Source organism: Rhodococcus sp. JS3073 (genome assembly GCF_026810085.1).
In the GTDB taxonomy this organism is placed as follows: domain Bacteria; phylum Actinomycetota; class Actinomycetes; order Mycobacteriales; family Mycobacteriaceae; genus Rhodococcus_F; species Rhodococcus_F wratislaviensis.
Map to the genome: position 1 here is coordinate 4515593 of NZ_CP113951.1, position 25217 is coordinate 4540809.

The 25217-nt window shown below is 66.6% G+C and carries 21 protein-coding genes and 1 pseudogene; 13 read left to right on the plus strand and 9 right to left on the minus strand.

Going from position 1 to position 25217, the window contains the following annotated elements:
• Positions 1 to 459 precede the first annotated feature (459 nt).
• Positions 460 to 2619, plus strand: coding sequence for a transglycosylase domain-containing protein (locus OYT95_RS20425; RefSeq protein ID WP_081792754.1), 2160 nt, complete (start codon positions 460 to 462; stop codon positions 2617 to 2619).
• 22 nt (positions 2620 to 2641) lie between these two features.
• Positions 2642 to 4261: a glycosyltransferase family 87 protein gene (locus OYT95_RS20430; protein WP_128640657.1), complete on the plus strand. Its 1620-nt coding sequence runs from the start codon at positions 2642 to 2644 to the stop codon at positions 4259 to 4261.
• Here OYT95_RS20430 and OYT95_RS20435 read toward each other — a convergent pair.
• Positions 4258 to 4545 carry a CD225/dispanin family protein gene (locus tag OYT95_RS20435; protein ID WP_268788815.1) on the minus strand — a complete coding sequence of 96 codons (288 nt, stop codon included), beginning with the start codon at positions 4543 to 4545 and terminating at the stop codon, positions 4258 to 4260. The two genes, OYT95_RS20430 and OYT95_RS20435, sit on opposite strands and share 4 nt — an antisense overlap.
• Positions 4546 to 4657: 112 nt before the next feature.
• Positions 4658 to 6952 (minus strand): ATP-binding protein, encoded by a 2295-nt coding sequence (locus OYT95_RS20440; RefSeq protein WP_268788816.1) that lies wholly within the window; start codon positions 6950 to 6952, stop codon positions 4658 to 4660.
• Between the two features lie 219 nt (positions 6953 to 7171).
• Between OYT95_RS20440 and OYT95_RS20445 the strand changes: the two genes are divergently transcribed.
• Entirely contained in the window at positions 7172 to 8818 is a 1647-nt protein-coding gene (locus tag OYT95_RS20445) for a flavin-containing monooxygenase (protein ID WP_268788817.1), read from the plus strand.
• Positions 8819 to 8847: 29 nt separating this feature from the next.
• Positions 8848 to 9792 carry an alpha/beta hydrolase gene (locus tag OYT95_RS20450; protein ID WP_268788818.1) on the plus strand — a complete coding sequence of 315 codons (945 nt, stop codon included), beginning with the start codon at positions 8848 to 8850 and terminating at the stop codon, positions 9790 to 9792.
• A gap of 15 nt (positions 9793 to 9807) precedes the next feature.
• On the opposite strand, the gene OYT95_RS20455 is transcribed toward OYT95_RS20450, so the two are convergent.
• From OYT95_RS20455 to OYT95_RS20465, 3 genes are all read right to left on the minus strand, one after another.
• Entirely contained in the window at positions 9808 to 10392 is a 585-nt protein-coding gene (locus tag OYT95_RS20455; protein ID WP_268788819.1) for a GNAT family N-acetyltransferase, read from the minus strand.
• Positions 10389 to 11750, minus strand: a complete 1362-nt coding sequence (locus tag OYT95_RS20460; protein WP_268788820.1) for a glycosyltransferase family 87 protein — start codon at positions 11748 to 11750, stop codon at positions 10389 to 10391. The genes OYT95_RS20455 and OYT95_RS20460 overlap by 4 nt, the downstream gene beginning before the upstream one ends.
• Before the next feature lie 61 nt (positions 11751 to 11811).
• Positions 11812 to 12033, minus strand: coding sequence for a DUF2945 domain-containing protein (locus OYT95_RS20465; protein ID WP_268792255.1), 222 nt, complete (start codon positions 12031 to 12033; stop codon positions 11812 to 11814).
• Positions 12034 to 12194: 161 nt separating this feature from the next.
• On the opposite strand from OYT95_RS20465, the gene rpsF reads away from it, so the two are divergent.
• The 5 genes from rpsF to dnaB all read left to right on the plus strand — a co-directional run bounded on the left by rpsF (position 12195) and on the right by dnaB (position 17039).
• Positions 12195 to 12482, plus strand: a complete 288-nt coding sequence (gene rpsF, locus OYT95_RS20470) for a 30S ribosomal protein S6 (protein WP_005249677.1) — start codon at positions 12195 to 12197, stop codon at positions 12480 to 12482.
• A gap of 65 nt (positions 12483 to 12547) precedes the next feature.
• Positions 12548 to 13069, plus strand: a complete 522-nt coding sequence (locus tag OYT95_RS20475) for a single-stranded DNA-binding protein (protein ID WP_005249678.1) — start codon at positions 12548 to 12550, stop codon at positions 13067 to 13069.
• A 38-nt stretch (positions 13070 to 13107) separates the two neighbouring features.
• Positions 13108 to 13350, plus strand: coding sequence for a 30S ribosomal protein S18 (rpsR, locus tag OYT95_RS20480; RefSeq protein ID WP_005249686.1), 243 nt, complete (start codon positions 13108 to 13110; stop codon positions 13348 to 13350).
• A gap of 17 nt (positions 13351 to 13367) precedes the next feature.
• Complete coding sequence (gene rplI, locus OYT95_RS20485) at positions 13368 to 13823, plus strand: 50S ribosomal protein L9 (protein WP_268788821.1); 456 nt, start codon at positions 13368 to 13370, stop codon at positions 13821 to 13823.
• Between the two features lie 573 nt (positions 13824 to 14396).
• Positions 14397 to 17039 (plus strand): replicative DNA helicase, encoded by a 2643-nt coding sequence (gene dnaB, locus OYT95_RS20490; RefSeq protein ID WP_268788822.1) that lies wholly within the window; start codon positions 14397 to 14399, stop codon positions 17037 to 17039.
• Between the two features lie 28 nt (positions 17040 to 17067).
• On the opposite strand, the pseudogene OYT95_RS20495 reads toward dnaB, so the two are convergent.
• Positions 17068 to 17364, minus strand: a pseudogene (locus tag OYT95_RS20495) (TOBE domain-containing protein); the annotation flags it as partial.
• 342 nt (positions 17365 to 17706) lie between these two features.
• Between OYT95_RS20495 and OYT95_RS20500 the strand changes: the two are divergent.
• Entirely contained in the window at positions 17707 to 17889 is a 183-nt protein-coding gene (locus OYT95_RS20500; protein WP_268788824.1) for a hypothetical protein, read from the plus strand.
• A 256-nt stretch (positions 17890 to 18145) separates the two neighbouring features.
• Positions 18146 to 19462, plus strand: a complete 1317-nt coding sequence (locus OYT95_RS20505; protein ID WP_268788825.1) for an HNH endonuclease signature motif containing protein — start codon at positions 18146 to 18148, stop codon at positions 19460 to 19462.
• A gap of 273 nt (positions 19463 to 19735) precedes the next feature.
• Here the strand turns inward: OYT95_RS20505 and OYT95_RS20510 are convergent, their stop codons facing one another.
• Both OYT95_RS20510 and OYT95_RS20515 read right to left on the minus strand, forming a co-directional pair.
• Positions 19736 to 20575, minus strand: a complete 840-nt coding sequence (locus OYT95_RS20510) for an HpcH/HpaI aldolase/citrate lyase family protein (RefSeq protein WP_268788826.1) — start codon at positions 20573 to 20575, stop codon at positions 19736 to 19738.
• A gap of 88 nt (positions 20576 to 20663) precedes the next feature.
• A complete protein-coding gene (locus tag OYT95_RS20515; RefSeq protein ID WP_268792256.1) occupies positions 20664 to 22112 on the minus strand; it encodes an aspartate ammonia-lyase in 1449 nt (482 codons plus the stop codon).
• 117 nt (positions 22113 to 22229) lie between these two features.
• Between OYT95_RS20515 and OYT95_RS20520 the strand changes: the two genes are divergently transcribed.
• Positions 22230 to 23624 (plus strand): dicarboxylate/amino acid:cation symporter, encoded by a 1395-nt coding sequence (locus OYT95_RS20520; protein WP_268788827.1) that lies wholly within the window; start codon positions 22230 to 22232, stop codon positions 23622 to 23624.
• A gap of 151 nt (positions 23625 to 23775) precedes the next feature.
• The gene (locus OYT95_RS20525; RefSeq protein ID WP_268788828.1) at positions 23776 to 24432 is read left to right on the plus strand and encodes a GntR family transcriptional regulator; all 657 of its coding nucleotides are present in this window, start codon (positions 23776 to 23778) and stop codon (positions 24430 to 24432) included.
• Between the two features lie 599 nt (positions 24433 to 25031).
• Here OYT95_RS20525 and OYT95_RS20530 read toward each other — a convergent pair.
• A complete protein-coding gene (locus OYT95_RS20530) occupies positions 25032 to 25202 on the minus strand; it encodes a hypothetical protein (protein ID WP_268788829.1) in 171 nt (56 codons plus the stop codon).
• Positions 25203 to 25217 lie beyond the last annotated feature (15 nt).

Here is a 25217-nt window from a genome sequence, read left to right on the forward strand (position 1 = left end):
AGCCGGTCCACAACCACTGGAGATTTGTACGTGAGTTCCCCCCGCAGCAACGCCCCGGGTGATCGACCGAACGGACCGAGACGACCGAGTGGCCCCCCGCCACAGGGACGCCCCGGAGGTCCACCACCCCGCGGCGGACAGCCTGCGGGTGGGCCCCCGCCGGGCCGATCGGGCGGCTCGCCGCCGCGTCGGATGCCGCCTCCGCCCCCGCAGGGCGGTGGCCGTCCCCCGGGCCCGCCGCCTCGTCGTCCCGGTCCGCCGCCGCAGGGTGGTGGCCGTCCGCCGGGTCCCCCGCCGCGTCGTCCGGGCCCGCCGCCCGGCCGTCCCGCGGGCGCGCCCCCGGTTGCGCGTAACCAGTCGGGTCCCGGTGGGCGCCCGCCGGGACCTCCGCCGTCGAACGGTCGCAAGACCGGCGGCGGCCGCGGTGGCGAACCGCCGAAGGGTGGAAAGAAGACGGCTGTGAAGAAGTCGCGGTGGAAGATCGTGCGCCGGACGGCGTACGCGTGCGTCGCGCTGGGCATGATCATCCCGATCCTGCTGTTCATGGCGGCATACGTCGTCCAGGACGTCCCGCGCCCCGGCGACCTCAAGACCAACCAGGTGGCCACGATCTACGCGTCCGACGGAACGTCGGTGCTCAGCAAGGTCGTGCCGCCGGAGGGCAACCGCACCGAGGTGACGCTCGACCAGATCCCGAAGCACACCCGTGACGCGGTGCTCGCTGCCGAGGACCGGGACTTCTACTCGAACCCCGGCTTCTCGATCGGTGGATTCGCGCGCGCCGCCCGCGACAACGTCCTGGGCAAGGACAGCGCCGGCGGTGGCTCGACCATCACGCAGCAGTACGTGAAGAAGACGATGGTCGGTTCCGAACGTTCGCTGACGCGAAAGATGAAGGAACTCGTCATCTCGTCGAAGATGGCCCGCGAGTGGTCCAAGGACGACATCCTCGCCGCGTACCTGAACACCATCTACTTCGGGCGTGGTGCGTACGGCATCGCGGCCGCGTCGAAGGCGTATTTCAACAAGCCCGTCGACCAGTTGACGGTCGAGGAGAGTGCGGTGCTGGCGTCGTCGATCCAGCTGCCGTCGCTGCTCGATCCGGAGACCAACCCGGAGGGTGCGCAGGCGCGCTGGAACTACGTGCTCGACGGCATGGTGTCGGCGGGAACGCTCGAGCAGTCGGCCCGGTCGGTGATGCAGTACCCGCCGTACGTGCCGATCGCGCAGGTCGACAACGGCAACCAGGACTCCGGACCGGAGGGCCTGATCAAGAACCAGGTTCTGCGGGAGCTGGGGGAGGCGGGAATCAGCGAGCAGCTGCTCAACACCGAGGGCCTCGAGATCACCACGACGATCGACCCGGTCGCCCAGGCGGCGGCGGTGGATTCGGCCCGCTCGAACATGGAGGGTGAGCCGGAGAACCTGCGCACCGGTGTCGTGTCGGTCGATCCGAAGACCGGCGCGGTGCGGGCGTACTACGGCGGCGAGGACGGTGGCGGTTACGACTTCGCGAACGCCGGACTGCAGACCGGTTCGTCGTTCAAGGTGTTCGGGCTCGCCGCGGCCCTCGACCAGGGCATCCCGCTGTCGCAGATGTACGACAGCTCGGAGCTCACGGTCAACGGCATCACCATCAGCAACGTCGAGGGCGAGGGCTGCGGCACCTGCACCATCGCCGAGGCGCTGAAGCGTTCGCTGAACACCAGCTTCTACCGTCAGGAACTCGAACTCGACGGTGGACCGCAGGCGATCGCCGAAATGGCCCACAAGGCGGGCATCCCGAAGGAGATCCCCGGCGTCGGACCGTCGCTGACCGAGCCGGACGGTAGTGGTCCGAACAACGGCATCGTGCTCGGCCAGTACCAGTCGCGGGTCCTCGACATGGCGTCGTCGTACGCGACGCTGGCCGCCTCGGGTACGTACCACGCCCCGCACTTCGTGCAGAAGGTCGTCAGCGCGGACGGAACGGTGCTCCTCGACCGCGGCGGTGACACCGGTGAGGACCGCATCGACAAGGACGTCGCCGACAACGTGACGTCGGCGATGGAACCCATCGCCGGGTACTCGCGGGGCCACAACCTGGCGGGCGGACGCCCGTCGGCGGCCAAGACCGGTACCGCGCAGCTCGGTGACACCGGCAAGAACAAGGACGCGTGGATGGTCGGGTACACCCCGTCGCTGTCCACGGCGGTCTGGGTGGGCACCACGGACGGTCAGGCGCTGGAGAACAGCAGCGGCGCCATGATCTACGGTTCCGGTCTGCCGTCCGACATCTGGAAGGACACGATGGACGGTGCCCTCGAGGGCACCGACGTCGAGAAGTTCCCGAAGCCGGGTGCGATCGGTGGCCAGTCGGGTATCCCGGCCTATTCGGCGCCGGCCCCGACCAAGACGTCGGCGCCTCCGACGAGCACGTTCCAGCTGCCGACGGAGCTCGTGCCGCCGGTGGTCGTGACGCCGTCGCCGGTGGAGATCCTGCCCGGCATCACCATTCCGATTCCGGGTCTGGCACCGAGGCCCACGACGGCGGCCCCGGCGGTTCCGGCGGAACCGGAGACGACGACGCCGCCGAACGCCGGTAACGGCAACGGCCAGCAGCAGGTTCCGGCCCGTTAACGGCGAACGGTAGCCTCGCGGAGTGGCCGACAACCCTGACGCGCACGCCGTCCGAGACGCGGGCGAGACGGGATTCGTCTCGCCCGCGCCTCTGGCGAAGGATCGGCGTTCCGCGGACTGGCGGGACCTTCCGGGGCGCACCGACCCGCTGACCGCCGACCTCTCCGGGGTGATCGGCGGTCCGGTCGGTCGGCACGCCGTCGTCGGGCGCAGCCGGTTCTTCACGCCGATGCGCGCCATTCTGTTGCTGGCGATCGTGTTTCTCGCGCTCGGCTGGTTCGCGAAGGCGCCGTGCATCCAGCAGGCGCCGGTCGGCGAGAACGGCGCGCTCGGGCTCGACTGGAGTGGCAGCCGGCAGTACGTCGCCATGTGCTACTCGGACACAGTGCCCCTGTACGGGGCGGAACGGTTGAACGAGGGCGCGTTCCCCTACAAGAAGTGGTGGGAGGAGGACGCCGGCAACGGCCGGCTCCAGCGCCGCTACATGGAGTACCCGGTGATCTCCGGGCTCTACCAGTACGGCGCGATGACGATCGCGAAGTCCTGGGACGCGGTGCACTGGCTGCCCGGTGCGCTGCAGGTCGCGATCTATTTCAACGTCGTCGCGCTCGGTCTGGCGCTGGCGTGGCTGGTCACCGTCTGGGCGAGTGCGCTTCTGGCCGGACGCCGCGTCTGGGACGCAGCACTGATCGCCGGGTCCCCGCTGGTGATCGTCCACGCGTTCACGAATTTCGATCCCCTCGCAACGGCTTTCGCTGCGGGTGGGCTGCTGGCGTGGTCGCGGAAACGGCCGGTGCTCGCTGGAATCCTGCTCGGCCTCGGTGGTGCCGCCAAGCTGTATCCGCTGCTGCTCCTCGGACCTCTGCTGGTGCTGTGCCTGCGCACGGGCAGGGTTCGTGAGTGGTCGGTGACGGCGCTGACCGGTATCGGCGCGTGGCTGGCGGTCAATCTGCCGATCGCCCTGCTGTTCCCACGGGGCTGGGCCGAATTCTTCCGGCTCAACTCCGAACGCGGCGCCGACCCGGACTCCGTCTACAACGTCATCTCGTCGTTCACCGGCTGGACCGGATTCGACGGCATCCTGTCGGCCGGTGAGGCACCCACCGTGCTCAACGCGGTGTCGTTCCTGCTGTTCGCCCTCGTGTGCGTCGGGATCGGGTACATCGCGCTGACGGCGCCGAGACGCCCGCGGCTGACCCAACTGTGTTTCCTGCTGGTCGCGGGTTTCCTCCTCACCAACAAGGTGTGGAGCCCGCAGTATTCGCTGTGGCTGGTGCCTCTGGCCGTGCTCGCGTTCCCGCACCGGCGGATCCTGCTGGCCTGGATGACGATCGACGCGCTGGTGTGGGTGCCGCGGATGTTCTACTACCTCGGCGTGTCCAACAAGGGGCTCCCCGAGCAGTGGTTCACCGGCGCGGTGGTGGTCCGCGACGTCGCGGTCGTGGTCATCTGCGCGCTGATCATCCGCCAGATCTACCGGCCCGGCGAGGACCTGGTGCGGTACGGCTTCATCGACGATCCGGCGGGCGGCGTGCTCGATCAGGCGCCCGATGCGCAGCCGCGGTGGCTGCCCGCCTGGCTACGGCCGCGGCCGCCGGTAGAAGCGGCTCCCGCTCACAGCGTTTCGCCGTCGACCGGTTAGTTCTTCGACAGCACCAGCGTCGCCCCGACCGCGAACACCGCGATCGACAGGCCGAGGGCGATGGCGCGGATCGACCACTGGCGGGCGTCGGCGGCGGCGCGCACCGAAAGGTCGTACTCGCCCCGCTCCCACAGTCGGTGGACGGTGAGCGAGCGCAGCAGCGCGACGATGCCGAACGGCAGGAACGCGATAATCGCAAGAATGGCGAGCGGCAGACTGCTCGCGGGCGGCGGTGCCAGCGGCCCGCAGTAGTCCGCCGAGGTGTCCTGCTGCTGCGACGTCATGCGTTGCCTCCCCGCTGGTGGAGCCCACGACCGTGGGCGACGAGGTGGAGTATAGACCGTCGAGATTCCCGACTGTGCAGTGCGTTTCGCGCGGCCGGCGGTTACGGTCCGGCTATCGGCCGGTCTCCACGACGGGTGGATGCGCCCGGGCTGCGACCCACGCCGCCACCTGGGTGCGGGAGCTGACGGCAAGCTTGTCGAAGATGTGCTCGACGTGTCCGTCGACGGTGCGCCGCGAGATCACCAACGCCTCGGCTATCTGCCGATTGCTGAGTCCCTGGGCGAGCAGGTCGGCGATCTCCTGTTCCCGTTTGGTGAGCGGCGACGCCTCGGCGCGGGGTGGTGCCCGGTGCTCGGTGGGGGTTCCCAGTGCGAGGTCGACGGCCTCCTCGATGGTGAGCCGGACCGCGGGCGCTGCGAGCTGGGCGAACTCGTCGGCTCCGACCATGCGGGCGGCGTCGCGCTCGGACGACAGGGAGTCGTCGGTGATGTGCGGGCCGAACGCCGCGACGGACGTGCCGAGCCGATGCCACACGCCCTTCGCGGCGCCGCACAGTCTCGCCGCCGCGTTGGCGTCTCCGCTCGACGTGGCCACCCACGACAGCACCTCGATCGACAGGGCCGTGCAGATCTTGTCCTTGAAGTCACGCTGGATCCGCAGCGCCTGCTGGGCGGCGTCGACGGCGTCGTCGCCCCGGCCCAGATGGAAGTACGCGACGCTCGAAACCCACAGGGCGTAGGCCTTGTTCCATTTCTCGCCGTGCACGTCCGCCACCGCGATCACGTCGCGGCACGTCTCGAGGGCGTCGTCGAGTCGGCCGTCGTAGGTCTGCGCCATGCCCATCTCGAACGACGCGGTCAGCACCGAGGCCGTGTCGCCGACAGCGCGGTGGACGGCGATGGCATCACGGAACAGCCGGATGGCGTCGTCGGGGTGGCCGGAGAACACGGCGTGGATCGCCGCCCAGTGATCGGCGTGCGCCCGCAGACGTTCGTCACCGAGCGCGGTCGCGATCGTCGTGCACTCGTCGAGGTGTTCGCGTGCGGCGTCGCGGTCGCCCTGGATCAGCGCGGTCCAGGCGGTCACCCACAGCACGTCGCCCCGCTCCCGGGTGGGTTCGGTAAGCCGCAGCAGTATCCGCTCGAGCCGGATCCGTCCGTCGGACAGGTTGCCGCCTGCGATCCAGTGGTATCGCAAGGCGACGGCCAGTTCCGCGGCCGCGGCCCGCTGTGAGTCGTCGTGCAACGCCCAGTCCAGGGCGGCAACGAGGTTGGGGTGGTCGATCCGCAGTCCCGCGAGGATCTCGGATTGTCCTGGCCCGCACCAGTCGAGCGACGACCGGCGGGCGCGCTCCGAATAGTGTTCGAGATGTCGACGGTACAGCTCGTCGTGCTCCCCGCTGCGCTCGAGGAGCTCGTGCCCGTACTCACGCACCGTCATCAGCTGCGAGTAGCGGAGTCGCTCGGTCGAACGGTCCACGGTGACAAGACATTTTCCGACCAGCCGATCGAGGACGTCGACGACCGGCGAGTCCGACAGCGCACCGAATCCACTGATCGCCTCCGCGGCTTCGAGATCGAAGCTTCCGGGGAACACGGCGAGCCGGGACCACAGCAGCCGCTCGGTGTCCGAGCACAGTTCGTAACTCCAGTCGATGAGGGCGCGCAGCGTCTGCTGGCGGGGCATCGCCGCCCGGTCGCCGCCGGTGAGGAGTGCGAAACGCTGGTCGAGGCGTTCGACGAGCTGCGACGCGGACAGCGACCGCAGCCGGGCCGCGGCCAGTTCGATGGCGAGCGGGATCCCGTCGAGCTGATTGCACAACTGGGCGACGGCGGGGGCGTTCGCGTCGGTGAGCCGGAAGTCGGCGACGACGCCCTGCGCACGCTCCACGAGCAACGACACCGATTCGAACGGGGCGATGTCCGCGGCGCGGCAGTCCTCGATGTCACCCGGAGTGCTCAGCGGCGGGAGGAGGTACGTGAATTCGCCTGCGATCCCGAGCGGTTCGCGACTCGTGGTGAGGATCCGGACCTCCGGCGCGGAGGCGAGGACGGTGTTCACGAATTCGCTTGCGGCGGACAGTAGGTGCTCGCAGTTGTCGAGGACGATCAGCAGGTGCCGGGACTGCAGGTGGTCGATCACCTTGTCCATCACGGCGCGGCTCGACTGGTCGGTGACGCCGAGGGCGGCCGCGGCCGCGGAGGGCAGAGCGTCGGGATCGCGGACGGGCGCGAGGTCGATCCACCGGACGGAGTCGCGGAAGGCGCGCGCGGAGCGGACCGCGAGTTCCTCGGCCAGCCGCGTCTTGCCGACGCCGCCGGCACCGAGCAGCGACACGAGCCGGGACTGTTGCAGTCGTGCGCGGGCTTCCTCGATCTCGCGGCGGCGGCCGACGAAGCTGGTCATCGACCTCGTGAGTTCTCTCGAGCGAGTCAGTGGATCTCTCCCGTTCCGGTTGGCCAGGTGGCACGAACCTACCCCCACTGGTTGTGACGGACAACACAGGTAACCAAGGGGGTGATTTACCCGGTGTGGGGGTGATGTGACGTGGGTCATTGTCATTGGCATACCCCGGTTGCCCGCTCGACTCCAGCCGGAACCCATCGTCCCGAGGAGCTCAACGCCATGTCAAAGACCATTTCTTCCGCCGACGTCGATGTCGTCGTCGTGGGTGCCGGATTCGCCGGCCTCTACGCGCTGCGCAAGTTGCGCGACACGATGAAGCTGTCGACGCGGGTGTTCGAGGCCGGCTCGGACGTGGGCGGCACCTGGTTCTGGAATCGCTATCCGGGAGCCCGCTGCGACATCGAGAGCGTCCACTATTCGTACTCGTTCGACGAGGACCTGCAGCAGGAATGGCGGTGGAGTGAGAGGTTCGCCGGACAGCCGGAGATCCTGCGCTACCTCGAACATGTCGCCGACCGCTTCGACCTGCGTAAGGACATCACGTTCGACACCCGGGTGGTCGGCGTGCACTGGGACGACGAGGACTCGGTGTGGGTGGTCCGCACCGACGACGGCGCCGTCGTGCGCAGCCGGTACTTCATCTCGGGGGCAGGCAACCTGTCCGTGCCGAAGACGCCGGAGTTCGGCGGAATCGACAACTTCCGCGGGGAGGTGCTGCTCACCGGCAACTGGCCGCGTGAGGGCGCCGACTTCACCGGCAAGCGGGTGGCCGTGATCGGGACCGGGGCCAGCGGCATCCAGGCCATCCCGTTCATCGCCGAGGACGCCGCCGAACTGGTGGTCTTCCAGCGCACCCCCAACTTCGCGACCCCCCTCGGCAACGGTCCGATCGACCCGAACGAAGTGGCGGACATCAAGAGCAACTACGCGGACGTGCGGACCGCGGCCCGCAACCACTTCCTCGGCGTCCCGTTCGACCAGGTGCAGCCGTCCGCGCTCGCCGTCGACGCCGAGGAGCGCCGCCGCACGTTCGACGAGCGCTGGAACGCCGGCGGGTTCCGGTTGTTCATCGACTCCTACCAGGACATCCTGTTCGACAAGGCGGCCAACGACACGATCGCCGACTACATCCGCGACCGGATCCACGAGCGTGTGCAGGACCCCGAGAAGGCCGCGACGCTGGCGCCGACGGGCTACGCGTACGGCACCAAGCGTCCCCCGCTCGAGACCAACTACTACGAGGCGTTCAACCGTGACTCGGTGAGCGTCGTCGACGTGAAGACCACGCCGATCGACGAGATCACGCCAAGCGGAGTCCGGGTCGGCGACCGCGTCTACGAGGTCGACACCATCGTGCTCGCAACCGGATTCGACGCCATGACCGGTCCGCTCATGGCCATGGACATCCGCGGTCGGGGTGGGCTGCCGTTGGCCGAGAAGTGGGAGCACGGACCCAAGACCTACCTCGGCATCATGGTCAACGAGTTCCCGAACCTGTTCCTCATCACCGGACCGCAGTCGCCGTCGGTGCTCTACAACATGCCCCTCGCCATCGAGGACCACGTCGACTTCGCAACCGACGCGATCGACTACCTGGACCGCCGCGACCTCGACGTCATCGAGCCCACCGCGCAGGCCGAAAGCGATTGGGGTGCTTTGACCAACGACATCGCCAATCAGACCCTGCTGCCGGAGACGAACTCGTGGTACATGGGCGCGAACATTCCCGGCAAGCCCCGCGCCTGCATGGTCTACCTCGGCGGAGCGCCCACCTACCGGGCGACGTGCGACGAGGTGGTGGCCGGCGGCTACTCCGGTTTCGCGCTCACCCGGGCAGATGCCCGCGTGGCCTCCACCGTGTCCTGACCCCGAACCCCGCGACAAAGGAGACCGACATGGCACTCGACGCACACGCAGCAGAACTGATCGCCGGACTACAGGCGCAGGGGCTGAAGGCTTTCGAACACAGCACCGTGGAGGAGGTGCGGGCGGTCGTGGCGACGTTCACCGGACTGCAGGCGCCGCCCGAACCCGTCGCCCGGGTGGAAGAGACTCACTACGAGAGCGGCGGAGCACAGATCGCGCTGCGGGTCTACGTGCCGGAGGGCCGGGCGCCGCACCCCGTCGTCCTGTACTTCCACGGCGGCGGGTTCGTCGCCGGTGACCTCGACGTCATCGACGAACCCGCGCGGGCGGTCGCGAACGGCGCCGGCGCGATCGTCGTCGCCGCGACCTACCGTCGCGCACCGGAACACCGGTTCCCGGCCGCCGCCGACGACACGTCCGCCGCCCTGCAGTGGGTGGCCGACAACGTCGGAAGCTACGGCGGTGACCCCGGCAACGTCGTCGTCATGGGCGACAGCGCCGGCGGCAACCTGGCCACCGTCACCGCGCTGCGCGCCCGGGACGAGGGCGGACCGCGCCTGCGGGGGCAGGTACTGATCTACCCGGTGATCGACCCGAACGCCGACTTCCCGTCCCGGCAGGAGTTCGCCGAGGGGTACGTGATCGGCGCCGGGGACCTCGACTGGTTCTGGGCCAACTACCTGTCCTCCCCCGAGGACGCGGAACACCCGCACGCGGTACCGAGCCGCGCGGCCTCACTCGAGGGGCTGCCGCCGGCCCTCGTGCTCACCACCGAGAACGAGGTGGCCCGCGACGAGGCGGAGGCGTACGCCGAGTCGCTGCGGCAGGCCGGGGTCGACACCGAGGCGATCCGCTTCGACGGTCTGATCCACGGCGCGTTCTGGATGTCCGGGGCGGTTCCGCGCAGCGCCGAAATGCGCTCGGCGGTCATCGAGTTCGTGAACAGAGTGACGGCCACCGCTCCCGTCGCGTGAAGTGACCCGACCGTGTCAGCCCTCGACTCGCGCCTCGAGTCGAGGGCAGATGCGCGGCCACTCCTCGTCGATCATCGAGAACAGAGCGGTGTTGCGCCAGGTCCCGTCGCGGCGACGTCGGTGCTTGCGCAGGATTCCCTCGAACTCGGCCCCCAGCTTCGCGATGGCGCCGCGGGAGTGGGCGTTGCGTTCGTCGGTGTGCCATTCGACGCGGACCGCGCCGAGGTCTTCGAACGCCCGCCGCAGCAACAGCAGTTTCGCCTCCGGATTGATGAGCGTGCCCTGCGCGGAACGGGACAACCAGGTGTGCCCGATCGCGAGGCTGCGGTTCTTCGGATCGATCAGATACAGCGACGTCGAGCCGACGATCCTCTCGGTGGTGACGTCGATCTGCGCGTACGCGAGGCGGGCCGGATCCTCGTCGGCGCTGCGGACGAACGCCACCGCGTCGTCGCGGTCGGCGATCGCGGCGGACGTCCAATGGAAGATGCGGGGGTCGTCGACGGCGTCCACCAGGCCGTCGACGTGGTCCTCGCCCATCGGTTCGAGTCGTACGTGCCGCCCGGTCAGCGTGGGGTGCGCGAACCAGGATTCGCTCATCGCACCGGCTCGGGAGACTTCAACACCGGCCGCCTGCCGGACTCGGGACCGGTACGCCCGCGGACGGGCGGATGCCGTTGGGCGGCGCGCAGGAACACGAAGAACAGCACCACCAGCAGACCCGCGCGGCCCCACACCCCGAACTTCACCAGAACCTCGAACGTCGACGCGTCCGTCTGGGCGGCGAGCGCACCGAAGTATTTGAAGACGCCGATCCCCATCGACAGGTCGGCCACGAGGTACGCGGCGACGAGCCCCCACGGGACGCGCAGCAGGACGAAGAACGGGATGAGCCACAACGTGTACTGCGGCGAATGCACCTTGTGCAGCAGCAGGAATCCGCAGAGCATCGCGGCACTGACGGCGATCCACGGGTAGACGCCGTCGCGTTGGAGCCGCGACCAGCCGAGCCGCAGGGCGATCGCGAACGCGGCGCACACGAGGAGCGGCGACAGCAGGCTCACCGTCTGGTCGTACGCGGGCAGCGGGACGTCGTCGGCGACCGGCCCGAACAGCGGTCGCAGGCCCCAGTACCAGATGGAGTTGGTGGTGAGATCGGCCTGACGGTTCTCCTGGAACGTGAACGACGCCCGCCATCCGCTGTAGGAGATGAGGGCGAACGGCAGGTTCACCGCCACGACGGTGGTGATCGCGGCCACCGCGACCATCACCGCGCCGCGCACGTCGTAGCGCCGCCCCGCGGTGCCGTTCTGCGTGAGGACGTAGGCGATCAGCGGCAACACGAACGCTCCCGGATACACCTTCAGGCAGAAGCCGACGGCGAGGAGCACCGCAGCGAGGACGGCCCGGGCGCGGAGGGGGATGCGTTCGAGCGTCATGACGAAGATCGCGGCCACCGACGTCGCGACCACCGGCAGTTCCCAGTTGTGGAAGGCGTAGAGCACCAGCGGCGGAGTGGCCGACCACAGCAGCGCCCACCAGCCGGCCAGGCGTCCCAGCATCCACGCCGTGAGCAGTCCGAACGGGGCGAGGATCAGCGCCGAGTGCAGCAGGAAGTCGGCGTCGGTGTGTGAACCGATGCCGCCGAGCCACATCAGCACACCGCTCAGCACCGGGTACTCCACGGTGCCGCCGGTGAGGATGCCGTCGGCGTTGATCCCCCCGGTGACGTACGGGAAGACGTGCAGGTTGACGTCGCGTCCGAGCCACAGGAATTGGATGTCGGAGTAGCAGACCTGCGTGTCCTTGATGCGGTCGAAGATCAGGCTTCGCCCGGAGCCGTCGAACGGAGCCCCGGCGCACCGCGCCTTCTGCAGGTAGCCGGCGAGCATGGAGAGACCCGCCAACCCGACGACGAGCGCCGTGATCGGCGACCGCTGCCGAGCTCCGATATGCATGAATCCACATTAGGGTGCGCGGGCCTCCGCGTGCGAAGCGGAAACGCCGCGGGTGCGGAGGTCAGTCGCTCGCCCGGCGCAGGGCGTCTTGTTTGTGCACGGCATCCCGCCCACTCTTGTCGCTGACGACGCGGTACTGCGGGTCGTCCTCTGTGGCCCGCACCGTACGGCCCGCCGCCTCGGTGTCCTCGGTGATCTTCTCCTCGACCGTCCCCGACGTGGTGGTGCCGTGGGTCTTCCACTCCACCTCGTCGCCCTGTCGGAATTTCTTCTCTTCTGCCATCGTGTCGGCGTACCCCGCGGTTCCCGGGATCACACCGGCTGTCCTGATTTCGCTGGTCAGGGGCTCGTCGTGTAACCTGCAAAGGTTGCTGACGCAACGACCCTCCTGCCACGGACAGTCCGTGGCCGTTTTCACTAGTCCATAGGAGGTGATGAGGTCTTATGCGTCATTACGAATTGATGGTCATCCTTGACCCCAGCCTGGACGAGCGCACTGTTGCTCCTTCGCTGGATACGTTCCTCAATGTTGTTCGCCAGGACGGCGGCAAGATCGACAAGGTCGATGTCTGGGGTAAGCGTCGTCTCGCCTACGAGATCCTGAAGCACAGCGAAGGCATCTACGCGGTGATCGACATCAGCGCTACTCCCGCCACCGTCGCAGAGCTCGACCGTCAGCTCGGTCTGAACGAGTCGGTGCTGCGTACGAAGGTTCTGCGCCACAACAAGTGATTTCTGTCGGTCACCAGCCCTAGGCTCGTGCCCAACCGAACTCCACATTCTGCAGGAGGAACCATATGGCAGGCGACACCGTCATCACCGTCATCGGAAACTTGACGGCTGATCCGGAGCTCCGATTCACCCCCGCGGGTGCCGCGGTCGCGAACTTCACTGTCGCGTCCACGCCCCGCACCTTCGACCGTCAGACCAATGAATGGAAAGACGGCGAAGCACTGTTTCTGCGTTGCAACATCTGGCGCGAGGCAGCCGAGAACGTCGCGGAGAGCTTGACCCGTGGCTCGCGAGTGATCGTGAGTGGCCGGCTCAAGCAGCGCTCCTACGAAACTCGTGAAGGTGAAAAGCGCACTGTCGTCGAGCTCGAGGTCGACGAGATCGGCCCCTCGCTGAGGTACGCCACGGCCAAGGTCAACAAGGCCAACCGTGGTGGCGGCAGCGGCGGTGGCTTCGGTTCCTCCGGCGGATCGGGCGGCGGACGTCCGCAATCCAACACCGGCGGAGATGATCCGTGGGGCAGTGCGCCGCAGGCGTCCGGCTCCTTCGGAGGCTCTGGTGGCGGGAGCGACGAACCCCCGTTCTGATCCGTACCTGATCGGAACATCCAGAAAAGAGCAAACTAATGCCGAAGCCGCCCTTGCGCGACAAGGTAATGAAGAAGAAGATCTGCATCTTCTGCAAAGAGAAGAACACGCAGATCAACTACAAGGACACGACGCTTCTGCGTAAGTACGTCAGCGACCGCGGCAAGATCCGCGCGCGCCGTGTCACCGGCAACTGCGTCCAGCACCAGCGCGACGTTGCCATTGCCGTCAAGAACTCACGTGAGGTGGCGTTGCTGCCTTACGCCACCGTGGCTCGCTAAGGAAAGGGAGGAAAGACATGAAGCTCATCCTCACCGCTGACGTGGACAACCTCGGTGCGCCTGGCGACACCGTCGAGGTCAAGGACGGCTACGGCCGCAACTACCTGCTGCCCCGCGGCCTGGCCATCGTCGCCACCCGTGGCGCCGAGAAGCAGGTCGAGGGCATCCGTCGTGCGCAGGAAGCCCGCGCCGTGCGCGGACTCGACCACGCCAAGGAGCTCAAGGACGCCATCGAGGGTCTCGAGAGCGTCTCGCTGTCGGTCAAGACCGCCGGTGACTCGGGCAAGCTCTTCGGTTCGGTTACCGCCGCCGACGTCGCCGCTGCCATCAAGGCCGCCGGTGGACCCGTCGTCGACAAGCGCAGCCTGGAGCTGCCGAAGGCTCACATCAAGGCGACCGGCAAGCACGCCATCGTCGTGAACCTGCACCCCGACGTGGTTGCGAAGTTCCACCTGAACGTCGTCGGCGCCTAGTCGACTCGTTTACTCACAGGCCCCCCGGACGCCTCGGCGTGTGGGGGGTCTGTGCTTGTCGATTCCGGCCCGCAGCCGCCCTCTCGAGCCCGTTTTCAGCGGTCTGAAGCACGCGGAGGAGCGGCTTCCAGCTGTGTCTGGAAGTTAGCCGCCCCGCCGACGATCTGTGAGGTGAATCATATTGCCACGCAGGGGCGACCAACTCAACACGCCCGAGTCGTCAACGCGAAAGACACGCCGAACGGGTTTTCATCCACAGTGGTGAGAAACCAAAAAACGGCTCTGATCTGGGTCTTTGGGATTGTGATATGCACTTATCCTCAGGTTATCCCCATGGGGTTAACAAACGTACCCAGCAGTTTCCACAATTCGTCCCCAACTGTGTACACAGGCTGGTTTGAACACCGGGTAGCTAATCCCTAACGTCGTCCCGGCGTGTCTCGCGATCACGACGCCGGCTGCCGCGAAGAGCCTGCGAAGGTTGTCGGTAGGGGCGAGTACAAAGAGTTCGGGGCACCAACACCGGGAAGCATTTTCCGGGGTGGCGCAACAGTGATGGGGAAGGTCGGTCGAGTGGCTGTAGTAGACGATCGGGGCCGTTCCGAATACCCGGGTCCGCCTGACGCGGAGCCCGGCGAAGAGTTCGGCCGGCAGCCACCTCAGGACATGGCGGCGGAGCAGTCGGTCCTCGGCGGCATGCTCCTCAGCAAGGACGCCATCGCGGACGTGCTCGAGGTGCTCCGTCCCGGCGACTTCTACCGTCCCGCGCATCAGTCGGTGTACGACGTGATCCTGGACCTCTACAGCCGCGGTGAGCCCGCCGACCCGGTGACGGTGTCTGCGGAGCTGGATCGTCGCGGCGAGCTCCGTCGCATCGGCGGAGCGCCGTATCTGGTGACGCTCACCCAGACCGTGCCCACCGCCGCCAACGCCGGCTACTACGCCGAGATCGTGGCGGAGAAGGCCATCCTGCGTCGCCTCGTCGACGCCGGCACCCGCATCGTCCAGTACGGCTACACCGGCGCCGACGGTCAGGACGTCGCCGAGGTCGTCGATCGTGCGCAGGCCGAGATCTTCGAGGTCACCGAACGCCGCACCACCGAAGACTTCGTCCCCCTCGAAGAGCTCCTGCAGCCCACGATGGACGAGATCGACTCCATCGCCAGCCGCGGCGGCATCTCCCTCGGTGTGCCCACCGGCTTCGTCGAACTCGACGAGATCACCAATGGCCTCCACCCGGGCCAGATGATCATCGTCGCGGCCCGACCCGGTGTGGGCAAGGCGCTCGCCCTCGACACTCCCCTCGCCACGCCCACCGGCTGGACCACTATGGGTGACGTCCAGGTCGGCGATCACCTCATCGACGCCGACGGCAAACCCACCCGCATCGTCGCCACCACCGACGTCATGGTCGGCAGGCCCTGCTACGAGGTGGAATTCTCGGACGGCACCGTCCTCGTCGCCGACGAGCAGCATCAGTGGTTGACGGAGACGCGGGCATCTCGGCGGTCGGCGCAGCAGGCCGCCACCGGCTACAACCGATACAAGAACCAGGGCACGTTCGCTGAGGTGCGTACGACAGCCGAAATCGCCGCCACACTTCGCTGCGCTACCGCGGATTCGCGCGTGAATCATTCGGTCACCAATGCGAAACCGCTCGAGTTGCCTGCACAGGACCTGCTCGTGCCTCCGTACACGCTCGGAGCGTGGCTCGGTGACGGCACTTCGGCGGCTGCTCATATCACGTGCGCCGACCCCGAGATCATCATGCTGATCGAGGCGGAAGGTTTGGTTGCGGTTCCGTCGACGACTGCGAAATTGCGATACAGCTTGCAGTTGGCGCCTGAAGCTCCGATCGCTGCCCGCGGCTGCGTGGTGTGCGGCGAATCCTTCGTGCCGTTCACGAGCCAGGTGCGTACCTGTGGGCAGTCTTGCGGTGGCAAGGCGCGTTTCATGTCGGATCCAGTGCCGGCTCCAACCTGTGCACATTGCGGCGGGCCTTCGATCGGCATGAGGCTCTGCCAGAGGTGCCGAAACGAGGTGGGCACTCTCCAGGCGCGACTGCGGACCCTCGGGGTGTTGGGTAACAAGCACATTCCCATCCAGTACCTGCGTGGATCTGAGCTGCAGCGCCGCTGGGTGCTCGCCGGTTTGCTGGACACGGACGGCACTGTGACGGCTGGTGGCTCCGTGCAGTTCTCCGTTACGAGTGAGCGTTTGGTGCGCGACGCGCAGGAGCTGATCGTCAGCCTCGGCCACCGCTGCCAGATGAGCACCAAGAAGGTGCACGGTCGTACGGAGGCGTCGTCGACTGCCTACACCCTTACGTTCGCAACCGATGACGAGGTTTTCGGACTTCCGCGGAAGGCTCTGCTCCACAAGGAACGTCGCGCGAGCAGCGCTACCGTTCGTTCGGGTTCTCGTTTCATCACCGACGTACGCAAGGTCGAGAGTGTCCCCGTGCGGTGCGTCGAAGTCGACAACGCCGACCATTTGTACCTCGCGGGCCATTCTATGGTGCCGACCCACAACTCCACCCTCGGCATGGATTTTTTGCGCTCCTGCTCCGTGAAGCACGGTATGGCCAGCGTCATGTTCTCGCTCGAGATGAGCAAGACCGAGATCGTCATGCGTCTGCTGTCGGCGGAGGCGAAGATCAAGCTCGGCGACATGCGCTCCGGCAAGATGACCGACGACGACTGGACGAAGCTCGCTCGACGTATGAGTGAGATCAGTGAGGCGCCGCTGTTCATCGACGACTCCCCCAACCTCACGATGATGGAGATCCGGGCAAAAGCCCGGCGGCTCAAGCAGAAACACGACATCAAGCTCATCGTGATCGACTACCTGCAGCTGATGAGCTCCGGTAAGAAGGTCGAGTCACGTCAGCAGGAAGTCTCCGAGTTCTCCCGTAGCCTCAAGCTTTTGGCGAAGGAACTCGAGGTTCCCGTGGTCGCGATCTGCCAGCTGAACCGTGGTCCCGAACAGCGGCAGGACAAGCGCCCCCAGGTCGCCGACCTTCGCGAGTCGGGATCGCTGGAGCAGGACGCCGACATGGTGATCCTTCTCTATCGCCCCGACGCGACCGAACGCGACGACCCCCGCGGCGGCGAGGCCGACCTCATCCTCGGCAAGCACCGTAACGGTCCGACCGCGACAATCACTGTGGCGCACCAGCTTCACCTGTCCAAGTTCGTCGACATGGCGCGGGGATAGCCGCTGCTGCGGCCGGTGCCGCGTTACGTCATGGTTCGTATGCCACTGCTCTACCGAGGACCCGGATGCCGACCCGGTCACCGGGTGTGAGGTTTCCAGCACCGAAGCGGCGTACGGTGACTCGCTCGGGAACTACGCCGCCCTCGGTGCCGAGGCGGATACCCACGAGCATCTCTGCGCCGAGATACTCGACGTCGACGACCGTCCCGGAGACGCCGACACCGTCGGTGCTCGCCTCGATCTGTTCCGGGCGCAGCATGATCCGGGCGGCGCCCTGTACGTCGCTGCCGACGAGGGCTACCTCGCCGAGCGCGCAACGGGCACGCATCGGTGAGGGGTAGCACGGCCTCGGCGTTTGGTCGGGAACGCAGGAGCACCGGTACTTCCACCAACTCGTTGATGAATCGGATACGGCGGCGGCGACGCGACTGGTGATGACCGCGAGCATAGAGGCCACAGATGACTCCACCGAACGGATCGCAACCCGCATACTGAATACGGGATACCGCGTGCCGAGCCCGCTGAGAATCGCGACCACCGAGGCGCTCAATCATCGTGAGGCGCAGATCTTCCCCTTCGGCGCGCCGGTCTTCGACAAGACCAACCGTGTCGACGCGATCAAGTACGCCGGTTCACCGGCGGTGAGGCCACGGATACCTCGATCGAGTTGCCGGCGGGCACCTATGCGGTGATCACGCAGTGCAAGGAGGGTGCGAGCACCAACCCGTATGTCAAGCTCGGTCCTCTCGCGCAGGTGACCCTGACCGGGACTCCGGCTCCGGGCGGCGGCGGAAGCGCCAACCTCGGTCTGGAGGATCTGCTCAGCCTCTTCAGCGGGTTCGGCAGCTAGCTACAACCGGAGCGCCGCCTCCTTGCGGAGGCGACGACCGTTTCCCGCCCTCTTGCGAATTCGTGCGGCTCGCGCGATCTGGGACCGGGTGGACCTACGTGGCGCGATGGACCATGCCCCGGCGAGTCTGTGGCGCAGGCACACTCGGTCGTTGGCTGCGATGTTGCGGTCTGCGCTTCCCTCCTGGTCGGCAACCCGATGACGGTGGTTCGAATCGACCATTGACTCGAACATGCGTGCGAATTAAGATCTGTGTATGGGGATCGGGGAGGATATCCAGGGGGCGTTGTCGGACGAGATTCTGGCGACCGCGGTAGGTGATGCGTGGCGTCTGGCCGAGGCCGAGTTGCTCGACTCGGTCGTTCGTATCTCAGAGGAGATTCAGCGACTCGAGGCGTTGCGTGTCAGGCTCGTCGGTGCCGTCGATCATCGCTGCAAGGTCGATGTGCTGGGGTTTCCGAACGCGAAAATGTGGTTGGCCTCCAAGACATTGCTCGAGGTGGGTGCGGCGGGGCGAATCGTGGTGTTGGGCAGAGGTTTGCGTCAGCAGCCGGAGATCGCGGAAGAGTACTTCGACACCAACATTTCGGCGGAGCATGCGGCACTCATCATGAAGTTCTGCGAGAGGCCACCCAAGGGCATGCCGCTCGAAGCGATGGATGACTGCCGAAATACGTTGCTGTTCGCCGCAACCGGTCCCACCGCGAACACGGACGCGGTGCGCGCCGTCATCGCCAGACTGGAACGCGCCTTCGAATCCGACGATCCGCCGCCCAGCGAAGACACCGACCTCAACGAGTTCCACGCCTCCAAGACACTCAACGGACGCGTCGCCGTCAAAGGCGACCTGGACGCCGTCACCGGCGAAATGCTGCTCTCGGCGCTCTCCGGACTGTCCAAGCCGCGACCCGCGCAGGACGGGACCAAGGACGGCCGCACGCCCGGACAGCGACGGGCCGACGGGTTGACCGAACTCCTTCGCCGCTACCTCGACTCCGGGATAGCCGGCGAAGAAGGCGGCGAACGGCCACACGTCTCACTCCACGTGAACGTCAAGGATCTCGCCGACCACACTGACTGCAGCGCGCGACAACAGCGCGATGCCTCCGCCGCTGGCGAGTCGCTTTTCGCCGTCGACGGAGTCGCGTGGACCGAGTGGATGGGGCCGCTGAGCCTCACAGCAGCCCGGCTCCTCAGCTGCGACTCGATCTACACGCCGATCGTGCTCGACGACAAGGGTGCACCACTCGACCTCGGCGTATCGACCCGAACGGTCACCAAGCGGCAGCGAAAAGCGTTGGTGGCGAGAGATCGAGTGTGCGCGTTCCCCGGGTGTGGTGCGCCGCCGTCCTGGTGCGAAGGCCACCACATCGTTCACTGGTCCGCAGGTGGGCCATCCGACATGGGCAACCTGGTGCTGCTCTGCGGATTTCATCACCGATTGCTCCACCACAGTGACTGGGAAATAGAAATGGGAGCCGACCGGCACCCCACGTTCATCCCACCCCGGCAGGTCGACTGGGAACGGAAACCGATACCGGCGCACAACCGGGCCCGGCCCCGAGCATCCTGACCCGGGGCAACGCACACCATGCCGACTCTGCAACAGGACGATTCCTGTTGCCGAGCCGGCATGCCGTCGTGCCCGGAGTCCCGTCGGGTGTCAGTGAGAATCTGTTTGGTGGGGGCTGGTGCCACGCCGCTGACGTCGTGTGTAACCGCCAGCGGCATCTGAATTTTGACCCCGGGGTGCGTCTGTAGCGGTGGGAATCGAGTCTTTGTGCGCCGTCGCTGTCCGTGCGCTCACCGACCGTTGTCCGAACGACGGATTCGGTTGGTTGTGTGATCAGGCGGAACTCGAGAAGATGTCGGCTAGGTGGGTGATTCGCAGGGCGCGGGCGAGTTTGGGGCGATCACTGCCGTCGGCGATGTTCTCGCCGTTGGCGCCGAGTTGTGCGATGACTTCGGCAGCCCATGTCACGTCGCTGTGTAGCGGGGACAGTTCACGATTGACGATTCCTGTGTGACCACTGTGCATGCACAGCTTGCCGGTCATGCCCATCGACCTGGTGACGGCCAAGGCCTCGGACAGTTCGGGTTCGCCTGTCAAGCAGGGGCCGTCGACAGGTCCGGGGATGCCGGCGGCTCGGCTCGCGACCACGAGTCGTCCACGTGCGTAGGCCAGGGCGTCGGGCTCGGCGCCCGCATCGGTATCCCGTCGGAAGTCGCCGGTGCCGAATGCGATCCGGGTAGTGGCGTCGGCCGAGGCGATGTCGAATGCGAATTCGACGCCACGCGCCGATTCGACCAAGGCGAGAATCGGGGTGTGCGGCAGCTCGGCAGCGGTGCGATCGACCTGGTCCGCGGATTCGGTCTTGGCGAGCATGACGCCACTCAATCCCGGCAGCCCCCGAATCGCGTCGAGGTCAGCGGACCAGTCCGCGGTGGTGACGCTGTTGATGCGCACCCACCCGGTGCCACCACCGGCGAGGAAACGTGCGACGTCCTCGCGGGCTTGCGTTTTCGAGGACGGAACAACACCGTCCTCGAGATCGAAGATCACCGCGTCTGCCGCCGAGTTCGTGGCGGCGGCGAACTCGTCCGGACGTGAGCCCGCGACCAGAAGCCAGGAGCGCGCATGTGTCGCAGGGACTGCGACGGAGTGTGCCGTCGATGTGAGCGTCATCCGATTCTCGTTTCCTCTCGATGGGTACTTCTCTTCGGGCGAAGACTGCGGCGTCCTGTATCCGAGGTGCGGGATGTGATGCGGTCGATCAGTGCGCGGCGACACCGGTGGAATGGTCGAGTGCGGAGAATTCGCGGTCCACGATCGGGGCGGTGAGCAGGCCGGCAAGTCTACGGGGGGACAGGATGTCGTCGACCTGCGCGCGGGTGAGCAGACCGTCCTCGACGGCGAGGTCGCCGACGTAGGTGCCGGTTGCGAGGGCCCTCTTGGCGATATCCGCGCTGGCGGTATATCCGATGAACGGCGAGAGCGCGGTGACGATGCCGATCGAGCGCCGAACACCCTGCTCGAGGTGGTCACGGTTGGCGGTGATCCCGTCGATGCACTTCACAGCCAGGGTGTCCGAGGCCGCGGCGAGGTGTGTCGTCGAGCGCAGCAGACTGTAGACGATAACGGGTTCGAAGGCGTTGAGCTGGAGCTGTCCGCCCTCGGCGGCCATCGTGACGGTCAGATCGTTGCCGATCACCTCGAACGCGACCTGGTTGACCATTTCGGGGATGACCGGGTTGACCTTGCCGGGCATGATCGACGAACCAGCTTGGGCCGGAGGAAGATTGATCTCACCGAGCCCGGCGGTAGGGCCGGAGGAGGTGAGCCGCAGATCGTTGCATGTCTTGGACAATTTCACGGCGACACGTTTGAGGATGCCGGAGACCTGCACGAATGCCCCGCAGTCCTGGGTTGCCTCGATCAGATTGCCGGCCGGGACGACCGGTTCACCGGTCAGCTCGCGCAGGTAGTTGCAGGCGAGCGCGGAGTACTCGGGATGGCCGTTGATCCCGGTGCCGATGGCGGTGCCGCCGAGGTTGGATTCCAGCAGCAGAAGCGCTCCCTCGGAGAGCCGGGCGCAGTCCTCGTTGAGCATGATCGAGTAGGCGGCGAACTCCTGACCGAGTGTCATCGGTACCGCGTCCTGCAGCTGGGTGCGACCCATCTTGATGATGTCGTCGAATTCGATCGACTTGCGCTCGAACGACTCCGCGAGCCGACCGAGCGACGCGATCAACAGTCGGAGATGTTCGACCAGCGCGAGCTTGATTGCGGTCGGGTACACATCGTTGGTGGATTGCCCCAGGTTCACGTGGGTGAGGGGGTCGAGCTCGGTGTAGGTGCCGCGCCCGTACCCCAGGATTTCGAGTGCGCGGTTCGCGATGACCTCGTTGGCGTTCATGTTCGACGAGGTGCCCGCCCCGCCCTGGATCGGATCGATCGGAAACTGGTCGAGCAGCGCCCCGGCGCGAATCTCCGTGCACGCGGCCACAATCGCATCGGCCCGCCGCGTATCGAGGAGGCCTAGGTCCCGGTTGGCCAGGCAGGCAGCCTGTTTGACCGTCGCCAACGCCGCGACCAATGCCGGGTACTGACCGATGGTGGACCCGGTGATCGCGAAATTCTCGATCGCCCGGGCGGTGTGAACGCCGTAGTAGGCCCGCGCCGGTACCGCCAGATCTCCGATCGAGTCGTGCTCGATCCGCACATCGCTGCCGCTCAACTTTTCCACCAACACCTATTTCGCCGTTCTACTTGACAGGGACTATGACGTCGATCACTGTTGTCGAACAGTACACCACATCCAATATATCGGAGCTGTTGAATGACGACATCCCCCGCCATCCCTGCCGACGACGCGACAGCACCCGAAGACGCCGATGCGTCTCGCACACCACGCAAGTGGTGGAAATTCTGGAAGCTTCCGATCGGAGTGCAATCACTGATCGCCGTCGGCGTCGGCGCACTCATCGGCACGTTCGCCCCCGCCGTCGGCGAGCAACTGAAACTGGCCGGCGACGTGTTCCTCAATCTGGTTCAGATGATCGTCGTCCCACTGGTCTTCCCGCTCATCGTGCTCGGAATCGCGCGCATGGATTCGGCGAAGAAGGTCGGCCGCATGGCCGCCAAGGCGATCCTGTACTTCGAGGTCGTCACCACGATCATCCTGCTGATGGCGGTCGCGCTGGCGAAGTTGCTCGACATCGGTGCCGGCGCCCCCGTCGCGGGCGCCGACGGAGCCTCAGTCGAGACCCTCGAGCAGGGCATCGACTTCCACGAACTGCTCCTGCATGCTGTTCCGAAGAACGTCTTCGCCGCGTTCGCAGAGGGGAACCTGCTGGCAGTGATCGTGTTCGCCGGGTTCGTCGGCGTCGCACTCGCCGCGATCGGTGAGCAGTCCAAGCCGATGACGTCCGTGCTCGACTCGCTCGCCAACGCGATGTTCAAGGTGGTCGGATACGTCATCCGCCTCGCCCCCCTCGGCGTCCTGGGCTTCATCAGCTACGACGTCGCGCACTACGGATTCGGGAACCTGTCGAGCCTGCTCGGCTTCCTCGCCGTCGTCTACGTCGGTATGGCGATCATCCTCGGCATCATCTTTCCGATCATTGCCGCGATCTTCCGCGTCGAGTACGTCACCATGCTCAAAGCAATCGGAAATCTCGTCGGACTGGCCTTCGTCACGCGCAGCTCCGAGGCAGTGCTCGCACCGCTTCTACTCAAGCTCGAGGGGCTCGGCGTCAGCCGCTCGACGACCTCGTTCGTCGTGCCGCTCGGCTACTCGTTCAACACCGACGGCTCCGTCCTCTACCAGGCTGTGGCCCTGGTCTTCCTCGCCAACGCCTACGGCGTCGACACTTCGATCCCGACCCTGCTGCTGATGGTCGGCGTGCTGGTCATCTTGTCCAAGGGCATGGCAGGCGTTGCCTCCGCCTCGATCGTGGTGCTCATCGCCGCAGGTAACACCATCGGCCTCCCTGCCGAAGCTGTCGCACTCCTGCTGGGGGTGGACTTCATCGCCGACATGGCCCGCACCGCGGTCAACGTCGTCGGAAACTCCCTGGCCGCGTCGGTGATCGACAAGTCCGAAGAGAAAGCCGAGGCGAAGGCCGGTCGATCCGCCGCAACGCCCAGCTCCGTACCTGCTGCGGCCGGGGGCGAGCCTGGCGACGAACTCGGCGGCAAGGTCCTCGCCGGGCGACGCAGCGCGGATGGGTAGTCGAGGCCCGGACGATGGACGGTCGACGAAGGCGCTCTCGGTATCCTCGCGACAAGGCGCCTGGCACTCGCACACGCGGACCCCGGGAGCGTGCGGCGTGCAGAGTACAGTATCCAGTATGTTGCGTGATAATCCGGTGGAGCGCCCCCGCATGAGCGACGTCGCGTTCGAGCGGATCTGCGACGCGATCGTCACCGGTGAGCTCGCGCCCGGATCCAAGGTCAAGGACAGCGAGCTGGCCGAACATCTCGGTCTGAGCCGCACCCCGGTGCGCGAGGCTCTGACCCGGCTGATCGACACCGGACTCGTCGAGGCCAAACCCGCCGCCTTCACCCGGATCACCCCGCTGAACCGGGCCGATGTCGAGGCAACGCTGGCCGTGATGGAGGTCTTGGACCAACTGGCCGTGAAAACGGGGGTGCCCAACCTCACCGACGACATGATCGACGTGATGCGCACCGCCAACGACGACCTCGCGCAGGCGATCAAGACCGACAACATCGGAGCCGCCCTCGCCACGGACGACACGTTCCACGGCGTCATCGTCGACGCCGCCGGTAACCCGCTGCTCAAGCGGCTCATGCACCAGGTGCACCCGCAGATCCACCGGATCTACTACCGCAAGTTCTCCAGCCTCCGCGGCTGGCAGGACGCCATCGAACACCACGACAACCTGATCACACTGTGCGCGGCCCGGGACGAAGCAGCGGCGGCCGAAATATCGTCGCAACACCGGCGGTTCCTCGGCGGTCTGATCGGCGAACTCTTCGACATCGACGAGTCCACCAGCGCCACAACGTTGCCGTAACAAGTCACGACGATATCGCTGCGGTGTCCGGCGTCGGCCGGCGCCGCAGCGATACACGTCGCTTACCCCCTGAGTACGTGTCTTCGCCCCATGCCGACGGGCTTCGGCCTGGTCGTGGTTGACCGCCTTCTTCGCGAGCGCAAGACCACATGACGGCGTTTCGATGACTCGCCCTGCCTTCCCCCGCTCCCGCCGCTGCGCTCGAACGGCTTGTCCTTGTCGATCGGGTCGCGGGCTGGTCCGCGTGCCCGACGGCGGCGGCGCTCGTGGCTCGGCGATCCCGCGGCGGTCGTTCACGCCGGTGTCCGGTTCCCAGGACACGCCCAGGACAGCGTGCACGCCGTCCGGTGCCATCTCGTGCCCCAGTGATCCATCGATCAGCGCACTTCTGCCCTTGGACACTAAACAAACCAATTGGCCCGTTTTCTGGTAACGTCTGCTCCGTCATGGTGGTCACATGACGACGCGGACGTCTCGGGCACACGAGTCGATTCACGCGAGGGGTGGAGTGCAGGTGTCGCCCGAGCTGCTGGTTGGGCGGCACCTGCACCCAACGTCGCCGGGGCCGAGGGCGATTCAGCGCGAGACGGTGAAGGCCGCTAGTGGCGGCGAGGCGGTTTCGCGACGACGACGTCGTTGCCGGCATCACGAAGTCGATCGATGTGTTTTTGATTTGTTGCCGCGACGACGATGACCGTGTCGAAATCGGGCAACGGTGCCATCGCGTGGAATGCGCATTGATCGAACTTGGTGTGGTCGGCGTACAGCACTCGCTTCTGAGCGGC